Genomic DNA, 15,715 nt, shown 5'->3' with positions numbered 1-15,715 from the left:
TTTTGCTATATTTAGGTTTAGTCTTGTAAGCATTCGTCGCATTTGTTCATAATCGAACAAATGCGACGAATCATCCTCCCGATATTCTTGCTCCTCCAGGTGCCGTTGCTGGCACAAACCGCACCGCCTTGGAAGGCGGGTGCCGTGGATGTCGACATCACGCCTGACTATCCGGTTCGTTTGAGTGGTTATGGCAGCCGCACGGCAGAGACTGCCAAGGTGGCGCAGCGGCTCCATGCCAATGCTCTCGCACTGCAGTGGAAGGATGATGCACCTGCGGTCATTGTCAGTGTCGATAACTGCGGTGTGCCCGCGTCTGTCCGTGGCGAGGTGCTCAAACGGCTTGCCACCGGTGGCAGGATCATTGCTGACGAGCGCTTCGCCCTGCATTCAACGCACACTCATTGTGCGCCGATGCTCAAGGGGGTGCTGCCTTTTCTCTTCGGCGAAGATCTGGCTGCAGATCAGGCAAAGCACATTGATCGCTATACCGAGGATCTGACCTCTCACATCGTCAGCATCATAAGTCAGGCCTTGGACAAAATGGTGCCCGCCAAGCTCGAATGGAGTGTGGGCAGGGCCTATTTCGCCTTCAACCGCAGGTTGAAAACAGACGCCGGGTTCCAGAATGCCCAAAATTTCAGCGGGCCGAGCGATCGTGCCCTGCCAGTCCTATGCGTCAGATCTGCCGATGGGAAAAAGCTCATCGCCACACATGCCAGCTACGCCTGTCACTGCACGACGCTCGGTATTGACGAAATTCATGGCGATTGGGCGGGGCTGGCGCATGAAGAGCTTGAATTGCGCTTCCCTGGCTCTGTCTGCCTGATCGCCATTGGCTGTGGTGCAGACCAGAACCCTTACCCACGCAAGGAAAGCCGTTTCGCCATGAATCACGGTGTCAGCATTGCCAAAGAAATCGTGCGTCTTATCAACGGCCCCATGCAGTCTTTGAACGGCCCGCTCAACTGTGCCCAGCGGGAGGTGATGCTGCCGTTCGACAAGCTGCCTACGGTGGAAGAGTGGCGGGCCAAAGCCGCTGACCCCAACAAATGGACGGCCTATCATGCCCGGCAGCATCTCGCCATGCTCGAACGCGGTGAGAAAATTTCCCCTGCTCTCCCTTATACCGTCCAGGTCTGGAATTACGGCAACGACCTGCTCACCATCAATCTGCCCGGCGAGGTGGTTGTGGATTACAGCCTGCGCTTCAAGAACGAATTCGATCCCGCCCGCACCTGGGTCAACAGCTACACCAATGACGTGCCCTGCTACATTCCCTCTCAGCGGGTCTGGGAGGAAGGCGGCTACGAAGGTGCCGGAGCAATGATCTACTATGGCCGTCCGACTCGTTTTGGCTCTGGCATTGAGAACATCATTGCGGGCACTGTGAAACAGCTCGTTCCGCAGGATTTCATCACCCGGCGCCTGCAGCATCCTGCGGCACCCTTGTCTGGCGAGATCAAGCCGAAGTAAGCCGCAGCACGCTTAGATTTTCGCGGCCTTCGCGTCCCGGATAGGCCACCGCAGGCACATGACTTTCCACGACATGAAAGCGCTCAGCAAACAAGGTGGTGAGTTCATCCGGCGAAATGCCGAAGGGAGGCCCAGTTTCCCCAGGATCCATTTCAGGATTGATGAAGAACACCCCCACCAGCAGTCCGCTCGGTTTTAACAAGGAAACCACCGCATCCCGATACTTCGTGCGCCATTCCGGCGGCAGGGCACACAGGCAGGTGTGCTCCACGATGGCGTCATACTGGCCACGGAACTCAAACAGATCCGCGCACACAAAGCGCTCCGCCAGATCAGGGTAGCGCTCCTTGGCGCGTGCTACGGCAGCAGGCGCGATGTCGAGTCCATAGGCGTCGATGCCGCATGACACCAGATGCGCCACATCGTGGCCTACACCGCAGCCAGGCACGAGCACCCTACCTGAGATCTGGTTTTTGGCCACCCATTCCACCAGCGGTGGTGATGGCAGACCTTTGTCCCATGGCGTGAAGTTATCTTGATAGGCCTGATTCCAGTCGGTGATGTTCACTACGGTAGTTTTTCTTTCTGGTGCTTGATCACGCCTTGCAGGGTGGTCTGTCCGGTGTCTCCCGTAAAGGTGACTTTGCTTTCGATGACATCTTTGGCATCGCCTGCGAATGCTTCGTTGATGGTGATGCTGCTTTCGCCGCTGCCTGTGACGGCCTTGAGTTCAAACGTGAGATTGACCTCCGACACATGGCCTTCAAACCGGATAGTCTGCGAACCTTCCGCTCCGAACAGAATGGCCTCGTAGCTGTCCGCACCTTCGTTGTAAGTGATCGTCCATTGGAATGGCTGCGTGTCGCCATTGATCGTGCGCGTCCCTTTGACCACAAAGGAATTGTCGCCTTCCGCAGCGCCGGTCCATTCCTCCTTGATGTCGAGGACATTGTTCTCGCCCTTCAGTTCGCCCGCAGCCTTCCAGGTGCCGATGTAGTTTTTGAAGACTGGATTCGTGCCAAGATCCTTGGCAGACAGGCTGGTGGCAACCAGCAGGCAGAGTGTGGCGAGCAGTGTCTTCATGCGATGATTTCCTGGATGACTTTGCCGTAGCTGATGGGCACGGGGCGGTTGACCACGTCACGAACCTCCGTGTCCGGCTGAATGCCCAGCAGGTGATACATCGTGGCGGCCAGATCATCCGGCTTCACGGGTTTGTCCGCAGGATGCTCTCCATTTTTGTCAGACGCGCCATGCACATAGCCGCGCTTCACGCCACCGCCTGCCAGGAGGGCGGTGTAGCATTGCGGCCAGTGATCGCGGGAGACGTTCTTGTTGATCTTCGGCGTGCGGCCAAACTCACCCACCCATACCACCAGCGTCTCATCCAGCAGGCCGCGCTCATCGAGATCGGTCAAAAACGTCGGAAGTGTCTGCTCCGTGATGGGCATATGGTATTTCTCGATGATTGGGAACATGCGCGTGTCATTGAAGCCATGCGTGTCCCACCCGCCCTCGGTGGTGCTCTGCCCGCCGATACCCTGGGAAAAATTCACCGTCACAAATTTCACCCCTGCCTCCACCAAACGCCGCGCCAGCAGCAAACTCTGGCCATAAGGCGACCGCCCGTAGCCATCGCGCACTTTGTCCGGCTCCTTGGTGAGATCAAAAGCGGCACGCAGCTTCTCGCTGTGCAGCATCGACAAGGCCTTGTCATAGTAGCTTTCGATGCCCCGTGCCTCGGCGGAGTAATCCAGCAGCCGCGTCTGGGAATCGACCAGCTTTTGCAGCTCACGCCGTGCGTTCAATCGCTCAAAGCTCACCCCGCTGGGCAGGCTCAGTTCGGGCAGCGCAAAGCCCGGCGCACTCGGATCACGCAGCACGATGAACGGATCATGCTCCTTGCCTAGAAAGCTCGCCCGTTGCCCAGGCGTCAGGGAGCCATCGCTCACGATGTAAGGGAAAGTGGCCGCGGTCGGGATTTCGCCCTTGAGCGGAGCGATCTTGTCCACCACGGACGAATAGGCCGGAAATAGATCCGGCGAATCTTTCAGACGCTGGTCATCACTCGGCGGCGCATGGCCGCTCAGCGCGTAATAGCCCGCGCTGTTGTGATTCTTCATCGTGTGATGCACGGACCGCACCAGCGTCACCTTGTCCATCACCTTCGCCGTCTTCGGCAGCTTCTCAGAGACCCAGATGCCATCGGCGCTCGATTTGATCGGCTTATGGAAACCCCGGATGCCCTCAGGCGCATCGGGCTTCATGTCAAAAGTCTCCAGATGGCTCGGCCCGCCCCACTGAAAGCAAAAAATCACCGACTTGGCGCGTGCCACGAGTTTCTCGATCCCCTGGTTCTCCGCACCTTGCAGGAATCGCGGCATCGTCAGCCCAAACATCCCCAACCCACCAGCAGAAAGCAGCTGGCGGCGGCTGATGCGGGTGCAGGCACCGGTGGGATTGGTAAGGAAGGACATGTCTGGAGAACTGGCTTGCTACGACTATACGTGCGGGAGTGGTGGGTTTATGCGGCAGACAGTAGGACAACATCAATCGGGCACTTGCGGGGGCTCGTGGCGTGCTGTTGCATGAGTACCATGATCGATGACTCTGCCGCTCGGCGTCCGCTTAAGTCACGCACGACGGCGTGGGCGGGGTTTTTCTCGCGATGGATGCTGAAGGCGGGGCTGACGCCCAATGGGGTCTCGCTGCTGGGCATCGTGTGTGCAGCGGTGGCCGGTGGAGCGGCGTTGATGGTGCCGCAGAGCGCGCATGCGTGGGCATGGTGGCTCGTGGCAGCGGCGGGGATTCAGCTGCGGCTTTTCTGCAACATGATGGACGGGCTGCTGGCGGTGGAGGGCGGCCTGAAGTCCGTGACGGGGGATCTGTTCAATGAGATTCCCGACCGGATTGATGATGCGTTTATCTTGGTGCCACTCGGATATGCGGTGGGCACAGACTGGGGCATCGCGCTGGGCTGGGCGGCGATGGGCGGTGCTATCCTAACAGCTTACATCCGCGCGCTGGGTGCGAGCTTGAGGGGCGGGAGGCATGATTTCTGCGGGCCGATGGCGAAGCCACACCGCATGTTTGCCGTGACGGTAGGCTGCCTATCGATGATGACTATCGATATTATGAATGTGAAAGCACCGCCGCTTATGCTGTGGTGTCTTGTGATTGTGAACGCTGGCATCGTGATCACTTGCTGGCGGCGCACGGCGCATCTCGCAAAGGCCTTGAACCAAAAAAACCCGAAAGGATGAGCGACGCATGAACTCTGAACGACTGCAATTCACGACGGATGACGGGCTGGTGCTGCACTATAAGACGTGGAACGTGGCGGGGGCTTCAAAGGCGCTGGTGCTGCTGCACCGCGGGCATGAGCATGCTGACCGGTGGGACACGGTGGTGCCGCATCTGGTGATGCCGGACACAGCGATCTATGCGTGGGAGGCGCGTGGGCATGGACAGTCACCTGGAAGGCGCGGGCATGCTGCGGGATTCATGGAGTATGTGCGGGATCTGGACTCGTTTTTTCATCACCTGCAGAAGACGCATGGGCTGGTGCTGGAGCGGACGGTGGTGGTGGCGCACAGCGTGGGCGGTGTGGTGGGGGCGGCATGGGTGCATGATTTCGCGCCACGGATTGCTGGCCTGGTTTTGGCGACGCCCGCGCTGGAGGTGAATCTGATTGTGGCCGGTGCATTGACCGGCATCCGGCTGCTGCAGAAGTTGAAGGCGGATGCGACGATCAAAAGCTACGTGCGTGGATCATGGCTGACTCGAGACGCAGGAGCGGCGGCGGTGTATGATGCGGACACTCTCATTTCGAAGGACATCTCGGCAAAGATTCTGGTGGACCTCTTCGACACCGCGAAGCGTGTGATCAGTGATGCGGAGGTGATGGACCGGCCGCTGCTGATGTTCTCCGCCGGAGCTGACAAGGTGGTGAAACGTGAGGCGGCAGACCAGTTGTACGAGAACTATGGCAGCGACCAGAAGACCCACCTGACGTTAAAGGGCGCGCGACATGCGATCTTCCACGATGTGTGCCGGGATGAGGTGTGTGGGGCTATCAAGCGTTTTGCAGAGCGCTGCATTGCGAACTTCACGCCACCCCGGCTGGAGGCCGACTTGTCCCATCCGGTGACGAACGCGGAATTTGCGATGCTGAAGAAACCGCTGCCCTCTCCCTCCCTGCGCGGGCTGTCGTTTTTGATTCAGCGCATCGGCCTGGGCACGCTGGGCAAGCTGAGCGAGGGGATCCGCATCGGCCATGCGACGGGGTTCGATTCAGGGGAATCCCTCGACTATGTGTACAAGAACAAGGCGAACGGTGGACTGGGCATTGGCAAGCTCATTGACCGTGGTTATCTGGATGCGATCGGCTGGCGTGGCATCCGCCAGCGGCGGGCGTGCATGAACCAGGCACTGAAGCATGCGCTCAAACAAGTGCGTGAGTCCGGCATGCCGCTGCAGCTCATGGACATCGCAGGGGGCGCTGGGCGTTATCTGCTGGATGCGCTGGAGGACCAGGAATTTGGCTTTGATCTAAAGGTGCTGTGCCGGGACTGGAGCGAGTCAGCGCTGGATGCAGGCCGTGCGACGGCGCGCGAGAAGGGACTGCAGGAGCGGATCACGCATCTGAAGGGCGATGCCTTTGATGAGAACTCGCTGGCGAGTGTGGAACCGAAGCCATCGGTGGCGGTGGTGTCAGGTCTTTACGAGCTGTTTCCAGAGAACGAAAAGCTGCAGCGCTCTTTGCGCGGCCTCTTCAAGGCGGTGAATGATGGTGGCTGGCTGATCTACACGGGGCAGCCATGGCATCCGCAGGTGGAGATGATCGCGCGGACGCTGACGAATCGGGATGGGCAGTTCTGGGTCATGCGCCGACGTCCGCAGGGGGAGATGGATGCGCTGGTGGAGGCTGCAGGCTTCAAGAAAGAGAAGCAGTGGGTGAATGACTTCGGTATCTTCACGGTGAGTTTGGCGAGGAAACCGAAGAGCGGTGCGTGATGGAGAAGCCAGGACCGGGAAAAAATCTGCGCGCTATGAAATCATATCAATGGCTGCAATCATGCTGATGCAAAACCTGCCGAACCGAACCCCGCGTGAAGCTGGACTTGCATGGCCGGCGATGTGGCGGCTCGCGCTGGCGGGGGCGACGTTTGTGATTGTGTACAGCGGCTGCAACCTGTTCACGCACACGCGGGGGGATGTGCCGACGATGATGTTTGAATGGGAGCGGAGCATCCCGTTCGTCAAGGAACTGGTGGTGCCCTACTGGTCGTTGGACTTCTTTTTCTGCGGGGCGTTTTTTCTATGCGGAAGCAAGACGGAGCTGAATCTGCTGACGAAGCGCCTGATGGCGGTGACGATTCTCAGCGGGGTGTTTTTCCTGCTGTTTCCGCTGAAGCTGGGGCTGCCGAGGCCGGAGCCGAGCGGATGGACGGCGCCGTTTTTCCACGCGCTGTATTTCAATGACCTGCCCTACAATCTGGCTCCATCGCTGCACATCAGTCTGCGGTCGATTGTGTGGGTGTTTTATGGGGCTCGTCTCACAGGACACCTGCGCACGGCGGTGAAGGTGTGGTTCATCCTGATCGGTCTTTCCACGCTGCTGGTGTGGCAGCATCACCTCATTGATGTGGCGGGCGGATTTATCATGGGCTGGGTGGTGGCGGCCCTGATCCCTGACCCGAGGCAGATGGGGACGCGGAATCCCTCGAAGAAATATGCGGTGCGTTATGGAGCGGGCGCGATGGTGTTCGGGGCGCTGGGGTTCGCGTGGATCGGCTTTGTGTGGCCAGCGGTGGCGTGCGGAATCGTGGCGCTGGCGTATGCCACCGGGCTGTCGCGTCTTTTGGGCAAGGAGAACGGCACCCTGTCTCCCTCCGCCGAATGGTGTCTGCTGCCGATCCTGCTGGTGCGGGGCTGGGTGCAGAAGAGGTGGCTGAAGCGGAAGCCGGGCTGGTGTGAGGTGACGCCGGGGGTGTGCTTTGGACGGCGGGTGACGGGCAAGGAGGCGGAGGCGATGGTAAGGGCGGAAGGGCGGGGTGATCTAGCGGTGCTGGATCTGACGGCGGAAACGAATGCACCGACGGCATTTCGAGAGCGGGCGTTTTATGTGAACCTTCCGCTGCTGGATCTGGTTCCACTGAAGCTCGAGCAGATTGAGGCCGCCCTGGGTTTTATCCGTGAGCAGCGGGCGCTGGGGAGGCGCGTGTTTGTGCATTGCCAGCTGGGCTTGCAAAGATCGGCGCTGATCGCTGCCCACTGGGTGGTGGAGAGCGGGGAAGCAGTGGACCTGGCAGTGGCGGTGCAGCGCGTGCGGGAACTGGAGCCAGATGTGGTTATCTGATGACCGAAGTATGACCTCGTCATTTGTCATTCAGACTTCGTTTTTTGCTCCTGCTTGCTCTCGCCGCTGCTCCGCTTACGTAACCCTCTATCATGCCTGATTTCACCACCCCCACCGGATTTAAAGAATGGTCCTTCGTCTGTGATGCCCTCGCGCAGGGCCGGCTCAGCATCATTTTGCGCAAAGGCGGCATCCACGAAGGCCGCGGCGGCTTTGAGTGGAAGCACCGGCAGTTCTTCCTCTTCCCAACCTGGTTCCACAATCAGGCCGAAAAACTCAGCTGGGTGCCCGAAAACACCCAGCGCGACTTCCCGCCCGAAGAGGAACGCACCACCGTCGACATCGACGGCTGCGCCACGCTGGAGCAGGTCTGGAAAGTCACGGACTGGGACAAAGTGGCCGCGCTGGCGCCTCTGCACATCTGGAACGAGGATGTGGTAAAGGATCGCTTCATCTATGACGATGAGACCTGCCTGCATGTCGCTCTCGTCCGTGCCTACAAGCTTCCGCAAAACTGGCACTTCCCCTATGCGAAGAGCTACGGCGGCTGCCGCTCCTGGATCACCCTGCCTGAAGAGGGCCTGCCTCTGGCCGCAGCCGCCACCCCGGCGCTGAGCGACGAAGCCTTTGCCGAAGTGTCAGCGAAGTTGAAAGCGATCATGGGCTAGTCGAGTGTGCCCCACTTGAATCCAACCGACGCCATCCGCCCAGCCCACGTCGAGGTCAGCCTCGGTGCCATTGCGCAGAACTACGACGCCATCCGTGCGCATGTGGGCACGGCGTCCGTCATGCCCGTGGTGAAGGCGAATGCCTACGGCCATGGCATCGTCGAGGTGGCGCGGCACTTGATGAATCATGGCGCGCCCTGCCTGGGCGTGGCGCTGCTGGAAGAAGCCATCGTGCTGCGTCAGGCCGGCATCACGCTGCCCATTCTCGTCTTTGGCGGTGTAGCCACGCGGCAGATCCCCCATTTCATCGCGCATGATTTGATGATGGCAGCGTCCTCCATCGACAAACTGCGCCAGATTGATGAAGCCGCCGCAGCAGTGAAAACGAAGGCGCGCGTGCATCTGAAGATCGACACCGGCATGGAGCGCATCGGCGTGCATTGGTACAACGCGGAGAAGCTTCTGGAGGCCAGTTTAAGCTTCACGAATGTGGAGGTCGCCGGCATTTACTCGCATTTTGCCAATTCAGACGCCGCTGACCTCGCCTCAGCCAAGGAGCAGCTCGCACGCTTTCTTGAAGTGCTGGAGTTTTATCCAAAGCGCGGACTGCAGCCCCCCCAGCGCCACATCGCCAATTCCGGCGGCATCCTGCAGCTTCCAGAGAGCCACCTCGACCTCGTCCGTCCGGGCATCATGCTCTATGGCGTCTATCCTTCAAAGGAGGTGCCGCATACCGTCACGTTGCAGCCGGCGCTGAGCTGGAAGTCTCAGGTGGTGTATTTCAAAGTCGTGCAGCCCGGCAGTTCCGTCAGTTACGGTGGTACCTGGCAGAGCGATCACCCGGTGCGCGTCGTCACCGTGCCCGTCGGCTATGGCGATGGTTATTTTCGGGCGCTGTCCAATCGCGGACAAGTGGTCATTCGCGGTCAGCGCCACCCGATTGCCGGCCGTGTGTGCATGGATCAGTTCATGGTCAATCTGGAGTGGGGCACCGCCTACAATGGCGACGCCGTGACTCTCATTGGTGATGGCATATCCGCTCAGGACGTGGCGGATTGGGCGGGCACCATTCCCTATGAAGTGCTGACCAATATCAACTCCCGCGTGCCTCGGGTGTACGTTTAATGCCTTGCAATCAGCCTGCTATGGCCGCAACGAAGGGCTGGGATGCGACAGCGTGTTCCGCCCGCATTCATGAACCTCATCATCTTCGACCTCGAAACCACCGGCCTGTTACCTTCCCAGCACGAGATCATCCAGATCGCAGCCATGAAGGTGAAGAACGGCAAATGGAACGAGGGGGAATACTTCGATAGCTATGTGCGGCCGGAAAATCGCATTCCGTCCTTCATCACGAAGTTGACCGGAATCACCCAGGCGCAGGTCGCGGACGCTCCCCATCCCGTGGATGTGCTGATGGAGTTCTCCCGCTTCGTCGGTCATGATGCGACGCTCATCGCCCACAATGGCATTCGTTTTGACATGCGTTTCATCGCGGAGAACTGCAAACGCCACGGCATTCCGGTGCGCGAAACGAGCGCCCTCGATTCACGTGATTTCTCCCGCAAAATCTGGGGCGGCAAAGGTGGCCATGGTTTGGACGCGGTTCTGGGCCGCGTAGGCGTGTCCAGCAAAGGCGTGAAGCGCCATGATGCTCGCGTGGACGTGCAACTGCTGGCCCAGGCCGTGCAGTACATGTGGGAGCGTCTCACGACGAGCGTGACCAACTGCCCGGTGGATCTTTCAGTCGGGGTGATCCCTGCGCTGGATCGCGTTTGAGGCAGCGCAGGAACGTGAATCAGACCGCGCGCTCCAGCTTCTCGTCGATGCGGGCCACCAGGGTGTCGAGCAGTTCGCCATTGCCAAAGCGTTCGATGACACCGGCCAGGAAGCCTTCGATGATGAGCTTGCGGCTTTCGCTGTCGCTGATGCCGCGGGCTTTGAGATAAAAGAGCTCCTCGTCGCTGATGGGGCCGCTGGTGGCACCATGGCTGCACTTGACCTGGTCGGCGCTGATTTCGAGTCCGGGCAGGCTCGTCGCCTCGGCTTCGTTGCTGTTCAGCAGGTTGCGGCAGGTCTGGTAGGCGTCGGTGTAATGCGCGCCTTCATCCACGGTGATGAGACCGCTGAAAATGCTGCGCGATTTGCCGTAGAGGGCGTTCTTGTACAGCAGGTCGCTGCTCGCGTGCGGAGCCTTGTGATTCTGCAGTGTGCGCTGATCCACGACCTGCTCGCCGATGGGCAGGGAGACGCTGAGCATGTCGCTGCGGGAGCCTTCGCCGATGAGATCGCTCACGCTTTCGCTGCGGCTGAAACTCGCGCCCAGCTGCACCTGGAAGCTCTTGATGGCGGAATCACGTCCGGCCACGATGCTGGAAAGATGCAGCGCCTGCGCATCATCCGCCAGCTCCTGGCAGGCGGCATAGGTGATCTTGCTGCCACGACCACCGACGAGATCGGCGATGGCGATGCTGAGTCCGCCTTCACCTTCGAGGCTGCGGTAATGATCGACCACGCTGACCTCGGCATTGTCACCGGTGACGATAAGCGTGTGCGGGAAGATGGCGGCATGATCGCCGACCACCCAATGGAAAATTTCGACCGGCTTCTCAATCGCTACATTTTTCGGCACAATGATGACTGCACCTGCTTTCACGTGCGCGAGGTGCAGGGCCGCAAACTTCGCCGACCCCAGCGTCATCTCACGCTGCATGAAGTGCTCCTTCAGCACCTCGCTGTGATCCCGCAGCGCATCCGCAAAGGTCACGCAAACCACACCGGTAGGCAGATTGGCCGTATCAGACTCGACGAGCACGTCGTTCACGAACACAAAGCGTGCGGCACGTTCCTTCAGTCCTTCCGTGGCCGCGAGAGCAGCAGCGGTGTTCGCCGCCGTGGGTGCGTTGGCTGGCGTGTGATCGGCGAGCTCAATTTTCTTCGAGCTGGAGTAGCGCCAGTTCTCGTCCTTGATGCCGGGCATCGGCAGCGTCTGGAATTCAGCCCAGGCTGCTTCGGAGCGTGCAAGGAACCAGCCGGGGGCGGATTTTTCATCGCGCACAGGCACGGTGATTTCGAGGCCGGAAGGAGCGGGCTGATCAGGAGTGGCTTCGGCGGGCATGGAGGGGGATGTGGGAGCGAGGAGCGTGGCAGACATCGAAGGGAAGTGAGAGGTGAAAAGTCAGTGGTTAATGGCGGGCGGCATCTTTGGAACACAACGAAGCCAACCGCGCGGGTGTGATAAAAGCCGCGACAGCGTTTCGGAGTGCGCCGGCCCTCCGGCGCTTTCGGGCGATCACAGGCATGCGGAAAGGTCCGGCAGGATGGAATACTCCAGAGTACCGTGACAAAGTCGGGCATCCCGCAGCTGGGATTCGTTGATGTTCGTTGTTCGTCATTTTTATTTCGTCATGCTGGCGCTAGCCCACGCTGCCTTCCATTTCGAGGTCGATGAGGCGCTTCAATTCCACGCTGTATTCCATCGGGAATTCCTTCACGAGGTCATTGATGAAGCCGTTCACAGACAAGCTCATGGCTTCAGCCTCGGTGAGGCCGCGCTGCATGAGGTAGAAAATCTGATCCGCGCTCACCTGGCTGACGCTCGCCTCATGCTGCGTTGAGTGCTGGTTGCCCCGCACGCTGATGGCGGGGTAGGTGTCCGTGTGGCTGTTGCTGTTGATCAGCAGCGCATCGCACTCCGTGTTGTTCTTGCAGCCCTTGAGGTGCTTTGGGATGTGAACCAGACCGCGATACGTGCTGCGGCCCTGACCGATGGAGATGGACTTGGAGATGACGTTGCTCGTCGTGTCATCGGCGGCGTGGACCATCTTGGCTCCGGTGTCTTGATGCTGGCCGCTGTTTGCCAGAGCGATGCTGATGACTTCGCCACGGGCGCGCTTGCCCTTCATGATGACGCCAGGGTACTTCATGGTGAGGCGACTGCCAATGTTGCAATCGATCCAGCGCACTTCCGCGTCTTCATGCGCGATGCCGCGCTTCGTCACGAGGTTGAAGACATTGCTGCTCCAGTTCTGCACGGTCACGTACTGGATCTTGGCGCCCTTCATGGCGACAAGCTCCACCACCGCGCTGTGCAGTGTGGCGGTTTCAAACTTCGGCGCAGTGCAGCCTTCCATGTACATCACTTCAGCGCCTTCGTCGGCGATGATGAGCGTGCGCTCAAACTGGCCAAACTGCTCGCTGTTGATGCGGAAGTACGCCTGTAGCGGGTGCTTCACCTTCACGCCGGGCGGCACGTAGATGAACGAACCGCCGGAGAACACGGCGCTGTTGAGCGCGGAGAATTTGTTGTCGCCCGTCGGGATCACCTTGCCAAACCACTTCCGGAAGATCTCGGGGTGTTTGTGCAGCCCTTCGGTGCTGTTCACAAAGATGACGCCCTGCTCTTCGACGGCAGCCTTGATGTTCGAATAAGCGGCTTCGGAGTCGTACTGCGCTTCCACACCCGCGAGGAACTTGCGTTCCTGCTCGGGAATGCCCAGGCGATCAAAGGTCTTTTTCACGTCCTCAGGCACATCGTCCCAGGAGCGTTTCGGCTTCTGGCCGTCGCTGAGGTAGTAGCGGAATTCGTCGAACTTGATGTTTTCCAGATCCTTGGTGGCCCAATGCGTCGGCATCGGCTTGTCTTGGAAGACCTTGAGCGCCTTGTGCCGAAACTCCCGAATCCAGTCGGGATCATTCTTCACATCGGCGATGAAATCGACGGTCTTCTCGGTGATGCCGAAGCCGGAGTCGTACTTGTTGCGCTCGGGGAAAGTGAAATCGCCGACGCTGTCGACCTTGATGTCGGAGATGTCGTTGTCTGGGGCGGTGACCATAATGTTAAAGTTTGGCGGGTTTCAGTGCGCTTAAGCTGCAGTAGCCAGTGACTCATCAGTCACCCAGTCATAGCCACGCTCTTCGAGCTCAAGGGAGAGCTCCTTGCCGCCGGTCTTCACGATGCGGCCGTCTTTGAGGACGTGGACGATGTCGGGTTGGATGTAGTTCAGCAGGCGCTGGTAATGAGTGATGACGAGGAAGCCGCGGTTCTCGCTGCGCATGGCGTTCACGCCACGGGAAACGATCTTGAGCGCGTCGATGTCCAGGCCGGAGTCGGTTTCGTCGAGAATGGCGTACTTGGGCTCCAGCATCATGAGCTGGAGGATCTCGTTGCGCTTCTTTTCACCGCCGGAGAAGCCTTCATTGACGCTGCGGCTGGTGAAGCTGCGGTCCATTTCCAGCTGGTCCATGCGGGCGTAGAGCTGCTTGTAGAACCTCACCGCATCGATGTCCTCACCCTTTGGCAGGCGGGCCTTCAGCGCGGCACGGAGGAAATTGGCGTTGCTGACGCCGGGGATTTCGTGCGGATATTGGAATGCAAGGAAAAGACCGGCGCGGCTGCGGGCATCAACGGCCATGTCGAGAATGTTCTCGCCATCCAAAAGGACTTCGCCGCTGGTGACTTCGTAGTCGTCGTGGCCGCAGAGGACCTTGCTCAGGGTGCTCTTTCCAGAGCCGTTCGGGCCCATGATGGCATGGACTTCACCGGGTTTGATCGTGAGGTTCAGGCCTTTGAGGATTTCGCGGCCGGGGATCTGGGCGTGGAGGGCTTTTATTTCGAGGGACATGGAAAGGGTGTTGGGGGCAGGGGTTGGAGTTCAGGACTTCGCCTCAGCGCACTTGGAGCAGGTGCCGTGGATGGCCAGATCCGTGCGGGCGATCTTGGTGCCGGCAGGGAGGTTCCAGAACTTGGCGGGGTCGAAGTCGGTGGTGGGATGCGCGTCAATGACCTTGCCGCAGGTCTCGCAATGGAAATGGATGTGCTCGTGCAGGTTCGCACAGTAGCGGGACTGACCGCGCTCCAGATGGACGAGCTTGATGAGCCCTGCGGTGGTCAGGTGCTCCAGACAGTTGTAAACCGTGGCCAAGGACATGCCGGGGCTGCGGCTTTTCACCCGGTCGAGGATGTCGTAGGCCGTGGGATGGTCCGTGGAGGAGGCCAGGACTTCGAACACCTCACGCCGGTGTGGCGTCAGGCGGACATCCGAACCCAGCACGGCAAGGCGGCAGTCCAGACCGGTAGGTTTGGCAGGAGTGCGTGAGGGGGAGGGGGGCATGACGAATTTAGAATTAGAATGATTCTAACTGTATTGGAAACGCCCGTTTGGCAAGTGGGGATGCCGGTTTTGCTGAAAATTCTTTGCTCCAAAGCACGCCAAAACGCCCGTTGCGTGCTACAACCTGCCCATATGACCCGCACCAATGCCGAAGACCTCCCCTGGACCCAGCAAAACTCCCCTCAAGGCAAGTACGGCCTCGCCCGCAAGTCGCTCTCCATCGCCGCAGGCGGGCAGAAGGACATCGGCACCTGGGCTGGCGGTCATCCTTTCGATCTCGAAATCCAGCGAATTCCAGCGGGAAAGATCAATTTTCCCTTCCATGAGCACACTGCCCAGTGGGAGGCCTACTACATCCTCAGCGGCATCGGTGCGGTGCGCACCCCCAAGGGGCAGGAAGACATCAAGGCAGGCGACTACCTCGTCTTTCCTCCCGGAGAGGCCCATCAGCTCATCAATTACGGCTCCGAAGACCTCACCTTTTTCGTCATTGCCGACCAACCGCAGGCAGATGTAATCCACTACCCCGACTCCGGCAAATGGATGACCAAACCGCACCGGAAAGCCTTCGAAATGCAGGAAGTGGAGTATTTCAAAGGCGAGGAGTAGGCCAATTCCCGCACAAGCATTTGCGGTGTGAAGATCCGGAAATGCTGGCATGCTGAATCATGAAACGACTTCTGCTCTCAGCCTGCCTCGTTCTGATTGCCTCCTGCACACAGCCTGTCTGGGAAGAAAAATCTGCGACCGCGAGCGCCGGGTCTGGAAACTGGGGGCCCGCTCTCACCGTCCTCGAACATCAATGCGTGCACTGCCACGGCGACAACCGCCTCTCCACGATGCCGCCGATCAACGACACGCATGCTTTGTCGAAGCTCATCGGTTCACATTGGATTGTCCCCGGCAAACCGCAGTCCAGCCGCTTCTTCCAGGTTGTCATCTTTCCTGATGAAATCCCCGGGGCCATGCCGCCCAGCGGCCATGCCATTGCCAAGAAGGACGTGCAGATCCTCCGCGACTGGATCAAAGCGGGTGCCAAACTGCCTGCGCAAAACGTGAAACTCATTCCTGTGGGGCCGCTGCCACGCTCGATCTGA

General features: G+C 59.5%; 16 protein-coding genes. 9 read left to right on the top strand and 7 right to left on the bottom strand.

Annotation, left to right across the window (positions count from 1 at the left end; translation table 11 throughout):
* Window positions 1-60 precede the first annotated feature (60 nt).
* A complete protein-coding gene (locus tag AC3RLQ_RS17285; protein WP_493029921.1) occupies window positions 61-1,476 on the top strand; it encodes a neutral/alkaline non-lysosomal ceramidase N-terminal domain-containing protein in 1,416 nt (471 codons plus the stop codon).
* Here AC3RLQ_RS17285 and AC3RLQ_RS17280 read toward each other — a convergent pair.
* The 3 genes from AC3RLQ_RS17280 to AC3RLQ_RS17270 are packed head-to-tail and all read right to left on the bottom strand — an operon-like array spanning window position 1,463 to window position 3,953.
* Window positions 1,463-2,044: a methyltransferase domain-containing protein gene (locus AC3RLQ_RS17280; protein ID WP_493029920.1), complete on the bottom strand. Its 582-nt coding sequence runs from the start codon at window positions 2,042-2,044 to the stop codon at window positions 1,463-1,465. The genes AC3RLQ_RS17285 and AC3RLQ_RS17280 overlap by 14 nt on opposite strands.
* Entirely contained in the window at window positions 2,044-2,559 is a 516-nt protein-coding gene (locus AC3RLQ_RS17275; protein ID WP_493029919.1) for a hypothetical protein, read from the bottom strand. Before AC3RLQ_RS17275 ends, AC3RLQ_RS17280 begins: the two co-directional genes overlap by 1 nt.
* Window positions 2,556-3,953: a DUF1501 domain-containing protein gene (locus AC3RLQ_RS17270; RefSeq protein WP_493029918.1), complete on the bottom strand. Its 1,398-nt coding sequence runs from the start codon at window positions 3,951-3,953 to the stop codon at window positions 2,556-2,558. Before AC3RLQ_RS17270 ends, AC3RLQ_RS17275 begins: the two co-directional genes overlap by 4 nt.
* A gap of 195 nt (window positions 3,954-4,148) precedes the next feature.
* On the opposite strand from AC3RLQ_RS17270, the gene AC3RLQ_RS17265 reads away from it, so the two are divergent.
* From AC3RLQ_RS17265 to AC3RLQ_RS17240, 6 genes are all read left to right on the top strand, one after another.
* The gene (locus tag AC3RLQ_RS17265) at window positions 4,149-4,739 is read left to right on the top strand and encodes a CDP-alcohol phosphatidyltransferase family protein (protein ID WP_493029917.1); all 591 of its coding nucleotides are present in this window, start codon (window positions 4,149-4,151) and stop codon (window positions 4,737-4,739) included.
* A gap of 7 nt (window positions 4,740-4,746) precedes the next feature.
* Window positions 4,747-6,492, top strand: a complete 1,746-nt coding sequence (locus tag AC3RLQ_RS17260; RefSeq protein WP_493029916.1) for a bifunctional alpha/beta hydrolase/class I SAM-dependent methyltransferase — start codon at window positions 4,747-4,749, stop codon at window positions 6,490-6,492.
* Window positions 6,493-6,541: 49 nt separating this feature from the next.
* Window positions 6,542-7,837 carry a phosphatase PAP2 family protein gene (locus AC3RLQ_RS17255; protein ID WP_493029915.1) on the top strand — a complete coding sequence of 432 codons (1,296 nt, stop codon included), beginning with the start codon at window positions 6,542-6,544 and terminating at the stop codon, window positions 7,835-7,837.
* Window positions 7,838-7,929: 92 nt separating this feature from the next.
* Window positions 7,930-8,505 carry a DUF1802 family protein gene (locus AC3RLQ_RS17250; RefSeq protein WP_493029914.1) on the top strand — a complete coding sequence of 192 codons (576 nt, stop codon included), beginning with the start codon at window positions 7,930-7,932 and terminating at the stop codon, window positions 8,503-8,505.
* 15 nt (window positions 8,506-8,520) lie between these two features.
* Window positions 8,521-9,630 (top strand): alanine racemase, encoded by a 1,110-nt coding sequence (gene alr / locus AC3RLQ_RS17245; RefSeq protein ID WP_493029913.1) that lies wholly within the window; start codon window positions 8,521-8,523, stop codon window positions 9,628-9,630.
* 69 nt (window positions 9,631-9,699) lie between these two features.
* Window positions 9,700-10,284, top strand: coding sequence for a 3'-5' exonuclease (locus AC3RLQ_RS17240; protein ID WP_493029912.1), 585 nt, complete (start codon window positions 9,700-9,702; stop codon window positions 10,282-10,284).
* Between the two features lie 19 nt (window positions 10,285-10,303).
* On the opposite strand, the gene sufD is transcribed toward AC3RLQ_RS17240, so the two are convergent.
* The 4 genes from sufD to AC3RLQ_RS17220 all read right to left on the bottom strand — a co-directional run bounded on the left by sufD (window position 10,304) and on the right by AC3RLQ_RS17220 (window position 14,618).
* Window positions 10,304-11,659 (bottom strand): Fe-S cluster assembly protein SufD, encoded by a 1,356-nt coding sequence (gene sufD, locus AC3RLQ_RS17235; protein ID WP_493029911.1) that lies wholly within the window; start codon window positions 11,657-11,659, stop codon window positions 10,304-10,306.
* A 262-nt stretch (window positions 11,660-11,921) separates the two neighbouring features.
* The gene (gene sufB / locus AC3RLQ_RS17230) at window positions 11,922-13,340 is read right to left on the bottom strand and encodes a Fe-S cluster assembly protein SufB (protein WP_395733896.1); all 1,419 of its coding nucleotides are present in this window, start codon (window positions 13,338-13,340) and stop codon (window positions 11,922-11,924) included.
* 30 nt (window positions 13,341-13,370) lie between these two features.
* Window positions 13,371-14,129, bottom strand: a complete 759-nt coding sequence (gene sufC / locus AC3RLQ_RS17225; protein WP_493029910.1) for a Fe-S cluster assembly ATPase SufC — start codon at window positions 14,127-14,129, stop codon at window positions 13,371-13,373.
* A gap of 30 nt (window positions 14,130-14,159) precedes the next feature.
* The gene (locus tag AC3RLQ_RS17220; protein ID WP_461526555.1) at window positions 14,160-14,618 is read right to left on the bottom strand and encodes a Fur family transcriptional regulator; all 459 of its coding nucleotides are present in this window, start codon (window positions 14,616-14,618) and stop codon (window positions 14,160-14,162) included.
* A 132-nt stretch (window positions 14,619-14,750) separates the two neighbouring features.
* Here AC3RLQ_RS17220 and AC3RLQ_RS17215 point away from each other — a divergent pair, with 132 nt between their 5' ends.
* Together AC3RLQ_RS17215 and AC3RLQ_RS17210 are read left to right on the top strand one after the other, a co-directional pair.
* The gene (locus AC3RLQ_RS17215) at window positions 14,751-15,227 is read left to right on the top strand and encodes a cupin domain-containing protein (protein ID WP_493029909.1); all 477 of its coding nucleotides are present in this window, start codon (window positions 14,751-14,753) and stop codon (window positions 15,225-15,227) included.
* 59 nt (window positions 15,228-15,286) lie between these two features.
* Entirely contained in the window at window positions 15,287-15,715 is a 429-nt protein-coding gene (locus tag AC3RLQ_RS17210; RefSeq protein ID WP_493029908.1) for a hypothetical protein, read from the top strand.

This window comes from Prosthecobacter sp. GW821-HT29F12, assembly GCF_058803405.1.
Note: the sequence above shows the minus strand (reverse complement) of the source record. Positions and strands in the feature narration are given on the sequence as shown.

Bases quoted from the DNA above. Each gene is read 5' to 3' on its own strand.
- AC3RLQ_RS17210 (WP_493029908.1), top strand. From the start codon at position 15,287: ATGAAACGACTTCTGCTCTCAGCCTGCCTCGTTCTGATTGCCTCCTGC.
- AC3RLQ_RS17260 (WP_493029916.1), top strand. From the start codon at position 4,747: ATGAACTCTGAACGACTGCAATTCACGACGGATGACGGGCTGGTGCTG.
- AC3RLQ_RS17250 (WP_493029914.1), top strand. From the start codon at position 7,930: ATGCCTGATTTCACCACCCCCACCGGATTTAAAGAATGGTCCTTCGTC.
- AC3RLQ_RS17270 (WP_493029918.1), bottom strand. From the start codon at position 3,953: ATGTCCTTCCTTACCAATCCCACCGGTGCCTGCACCCGCATCAGCCGC.
- AC3RLQ_RS17275 (WP_493029919.1), bottom strand. From the start codon at position 2,559: ATGAAGACACTGCTCGCCACACTCTGCCTGCTGGTTGCCACCAGCCTG.
- sufD (WP_493029911.1), bottom strand. From the start codon at position 11,659: ATGTCTGCCACGCTCCTCGCTCCCACATCCCCCTCCATGCCCGCCGAA.
- AC3RLQ_RS17285 (WP_493029921.1), top strand. From the start codon at position 61: ATGCGACGAATCATCCTCCCGATATTCTTGCTCCTCCAGGTGCCGTTG.
- AC3RLQ_RS17265 (WP_493029917.1), top strand. From the start codon at position 4,149: ATGCTGAAGGCGGGGCTGACGCCCAATGGGGTCTCGCTGCTGGGCATC.
- AC3RLQ_RS17215 (WP_493029909.1), top strand. From the start codon at position 14,751: ATGACCCGCACCAATGCCGAAGACCTCCCCTGGACCCAGCAAAACTCC.
- AC3RLQ_RS17255 (WP_493029915.1), top strand. From the start codon at position 6,542: ATGGCTGCAATCATGCTGATGCAAAACCTGCCGAACCGAACCCCGCGT.
- AC3RLQ_RS17240 (WP_493029912.1), top strand. From the start codon at position 9,700: ATGAACCTCATCATCTTCGACCTCGAAACCACCGGCCTGTTACCTTCC.
- AC3RLQ_RS17220 (WP_461526555.1), bottom strand. From the start codon at position 14,618: ATGCCCCCCTCCCCCTCACGCACTCCTGCCAAACCTACCGGTCTGGAC.
- sufB (WP_395733896.1), bottom strand. From the start codon at position 13,340: ATGGTCACCGCCCCAGACAACGACATCTCCGACATCAAGGTCGACAGC.
- sufC (WP_493029910.1), bottom strand. From the start codon at position 14,129: ATGTCCCTCGAAATAAAAGCCCTCCACGCCCAGATCCCCGGCCGCGAA.